This is a genomic window from Escherichia sp. AM3, from assembly GCF_032029835.1.
GTDB classification, from domain to species: Bacteria; Pseudomonadota; Gammaproteobacteria; order Enterobacterales; family Enterobacteriaceae; genus Escherichia; species Escherichia coli.
Window position 1 is genome coordinate 1 of record NZ_JAVUPQ010000159.1, and the last position, 3,557, is coordinate 3,557.

The window sequence follows — 3,557 nt, forward strand, 5'->3', positions numbered from 1 at the left end:
TGTGGAAATTCGAGGTGTGCTTAAAACCTGGATTGGTGATTCAAAACCTTTCACTGATATCAAACATTACATCCTTATTCTGAAGCGGGAAAACGGGGTGACCTGGCTGGATAATTTCGGGGAAACAGACGATGAGAAAAAATAATACGGCAATAATATTCGGCAGCCTGTTTTTTTCCTGCAGCGTGATGGCCGCAAACGGTACGCTGGCCCCCACCGTGGTGCCAATGGTGAACGGTGGTCAGGCCAGTATTGCCATCAGCAATACCAGCCCGAATCTGTTTACCGTTCCCGGTGACCGGATTATCGCCGTGACCAGTCTGGATGGTGCCCGGACCAATAATGAGCAGACCGCCTCCGGCGGTGTGGTGGTTGCCACCGTCAACAAAAAGCCCTTTACGTTCATTCTGGAAACAGAACGTGGTCTGAATCTTTCCATTCAGGCCGTTCCCCGTGAAGGCGCGGGGCGTACCATTCAGCTGGTCAGTGACCTGCGCGGAACCGGAGAAGAAGCCGGTGCGTGGGAAACGTCCACGCCTTACGAATCCCTGCTTGTGACCATCAGCCAGGCCGTCCGTGGCGGAAAATTACCCGCAGGCTGGTATCAGGTCCCAGTGACAAAGGAAACCCTGCAGGCCCCGGCGGGGCTGTCTTCAGTGGCAGATGCCGTATGGACGGGGAATCACCTGAAGATGGTCCGCTTTGCCGTGGAAAATAAAACGCTGTCTGCCCTGAATATCCGGGAAAGTGACTTCTGGCAGCCGGGAACCCGTGCCGTGATGTTCAGCCAGCCTGCCAGCCAGTTACTGGCAGGTGCGCGCATGGATGTGTATGTCATCCGTGACGGGGAGGGCAACTGATGGCCAGTATCAATACCATTGTGAAACGCAAGCAGTACCTGTGGCTGGGGATTGTGGTTGTCGGTACAGCCTCCGCGATTGGTGGGGCACTGTATCTGTCTGATGTGGACATGTCCGGTAACGGTGAAACCGTGGCTGAACAGGAGCCTGTGCCGGATATGACCGGTGTGGTGGATACGACCTTTGATGACAAGGTGCGTCAGCATGCCACCACCGAGATGCAGGTGACGGCAGCGCAGATGCAGAAGCAGTATGAGGAAATCCGTCGTGAGCTGGATGTTCTGAACAAACAGCGCGGTGATGACCAGCGTCGTATTGAAAAGTTGGGACAGGACAATGCCGCCCTGGCAGAGCAGGTAAAAGCCCTGGGTGCTAATCCCGTCACGGCGACCGGTGAGCCTGTACCGCAGATGCCTGCCTCACCGCCCGGCCCGGAAGGCGAACCACAGCCAGGAAACACCCCCGTATCCTTCCCGCCGCAGGGCAGCGTTGCTGTTCCACCGCCGACGGCGTTTTATCCCGGGAATGGTGTCACGCCACCACCACAGGTGACGTACCAGTCTGTGCCGGTGCCTAACCGGATACAGCGTAAGGTGTTTACCCGTAATGAGGGAAAACAGGGACCATCACTGCCGTACATTCCGTCAGGAAGTTTTGCGAAAGCCATGCTGATTGAAGGGGCGGATGCCAATGCCTCTGTCACCGGTAATGAATCCACGGTGCCGATGCAGCTGCGTATCACCGGCCTGGTGGAAATGCCGAACAGCAAGACGTATGACGCAACGGGATGTTTTGTTGGTCTGGAAGCCTGGGGGGATGTGTCCAGTGAGCGTGCCATTGTACGTACCCGCAATATCAGCTGCCTGAAGGACGGCAAAACTATTGATATGCCGATTAAGGGGCATGTCAGCTTCCGGGGTAAAAACGGTATCAAGGGCGAAGTGGTGATGCGTAACGGCAAAATCCTCGGCTGGGCATGGGGCGCGGGATTTGTTGACGGTATCGGTCAGGGAATGGAGCGCGCCTCCCAGCCGGCTGTCGGGCTGGGTGCCACTGCTGCTTACGGGGCCGGCGATGTCCTTAAAATGGGTATCGGTGGCGGCGCATCGAAAGCCGCACAGACGCTCAGTGACTACTACATCAAACGTGCCGAACAGTATCACCCGGTGATACCGATTGGTGCGGGCAACGAAGTGACCGTGGTGTTCCAGGACGGCTTCCAGCTGAAAACCGTGGAAGAGATGGCGCTGGAACGCACGCAGAGCAGAGCGGAAGAAGACAATCCGGAAAGTCCGGTTCCTGTTCCGCCATCAGCTGAAAGTCATCTTAACGGCTTTAATACTGACCAGATGCTGAAGCAGCTGGGCAACCTGAATCCGCAGCAGTTTATGTCCGGCAGTCAGGGAGGGGGCAATGATGGCAAATAATACGTCGTCCCGTCAGGCGGGCCATGCCGCCCGGTATGTTGTCGCCCGGGTTCTGCGAGGACTGTTCTGGTGTCTGAAGTACACCGTCATTCTGCCACTGGCCACAATGGCCCTGATGGCTCTGTTTGTTTTATGGAAGGACAACACCACGCCGGGGAAATTACTGGTTAAGGAGATTAACTTCGTAAGACAAACAGCACCTGCCGGACAGTTCCCGGTCAGTGAATGCTGGTTTTCTTCCTCTGATTCTTCAGGCAGATCAGAAATACAGGATATCTGCCATTACCGCGCGGCTGATGCTGCAGATTATGTCAGGGAGACTGACCGGTCACTGATGCAACTGGTCACCGCATTATGGGCAACACTGGCACTGATGTATGTCTCGCTGGCAGCGATCACCGGGAAATATCCGGTGCGACCCGGAAAAATGAAATGTATCCGGGTGGTAACCGCAGATGAACATCTGAAGGAAGTTTATACGGAAGACGCTTCCCTGCCGGGAAAAATCAGGAAATGCCCTGTTTATCTTCCTGATGACAGAACAAACAGAAACAACGGAGATAAAAATGAACATGCGTAATATTAATGTTATTACAGCCCTCTCTGTGCCGGGTAAAACCGTGTCAGATGATTTTATGCATGCTGTTCTCAGTAACTGCGCCACAAGAATCGTACTTCCTGCACCGGAGAAATTCGGTTCTGAGTCATTGCCGGACAATTTTAATATGACTGCTGTCGGTGTGATGAAGAATTCAGAAATATAAGGAACCCTTCGATGAATAAGCTGGTTTCTGATGGCAGCGTCAAAAAAATAAATTATCCGGTGCTGTATGAGTCCGGAATAACACCTCCGTTATGTGAAGTCAGTGCACCAGAACCTGATGCGGGTGGGAAACGCATTGTGGCATATGTTTATAAATCATCACGGAGTACGGTTTTTGAAAATCCTGACATTGTAAAAACCTGTACGGTCAGGGATTTGAAGAAGGATTTTGTGAACTGCGATGAGAAAGGTGAGGGACAATGAAACAGATTTCTTTCTTTATTCCTCTGCTGGGGACCTTATTACTTTCCGGCTGTGCCGGAACCAGTACGGAATTTGAGTGTAACGCCACCACATCCGATACCTGTATGACGATGGAGCAGGCCAATGAGAAGGCCAAAAAACTGGAGCAGTCCTCAGAAGCAAAGCCGGTTGCGGCATCACTGCCGCGCCTGGCTGAAGGGAACTTCCGGACAATGCCGGTGCAGACCGTCACCGCGACCACTC

At 53.6% G+C, this 3,557-nt stretch carries 7 protein-coding genes; all 7 read left to right on the forward strand.

The genetic code is table 11. The annotated features are described in order from the left end of the window. On the forward strand, nt 1-145 hold a 145-nt coding region (locus tag RTW80_RS23165), incomplete at its 5' end, for a TraE/TraK family type IV conjugative transfer system protein (RefSeq protein ID WP_265746800.1). Further along, nucleotides 132-860, forward strand: coding sequence for a type-F conjugative transfer system secretin TraK (traK, locus tag RTW80_RS23170; protein ID WP_312720391.1), 729 nt, complete (start codon nt 132-134; stop codon nt 858-860). The genes RTW80_RS23165 and traK, both read left to right, overlap by 14 nt. After that, nucleotides 860-2,287, forward strand: a complete 1,428-nt coding sequence (traB, locus tag RTW80_RS23175) for an F-type conjugal transfer pilus assembly protein TraB (protein ID WP_000146685.1) — start codon at nt 860-862, stop codon at nt 2,285-2,287. Before traK ends, traB begins: the two co-directional genes overlap by 1 nt. Continuing rightward, entirely contained in the window at nt 2,277-2,867 is a 591-nt protein-coding gene (gene traP / locus RTW80_RS23180) for a conjugal transfer pilus-stabilizing protein TraP (protein WP_001376242.1), read from the forward strand. Before traB ends, traP begins: the two co-directional genes overlap by 11 nt. Continuing rightward, nucleotides 2,854-3,051, forward strand: coding sequence for a conjugal transfer protein TrbD (locus RTW80_RS23185; RefSeq protein ID WP_001324648.1), 198 nt, complete (start codon nt 2,854-2,856; stop codon nt 3,049-3,051). Before traP ends, RTW80_RS23185 begins: the two co-directional genes overlap by 14 nt. An 11-nt stretch (nt 3,052-3,062) precedes the next feature. Continuing rightward, on the forward strand, nt 3,063-3,314 hold the full coding sequence (gene trbG, locus RTW80_RS23190) for a conjugal transfer protein TrbG (protein WP_001038342.1): 252 nt from the start codon (nt 3,063-3,065) through the stop codon (nt 3,312-3,314). Then, a partial coding sequence (gene traV, locus RTW80_RS23195) for a type IV conjugative transfer system lipoprotein TraV (protein ID WP_312720393.1) occupies nt 3,311-3,557 on the forward strand: 247 nt, incomplete at its 3' end. The genes trbG and traV, both read left to right, overlap by 4 nt.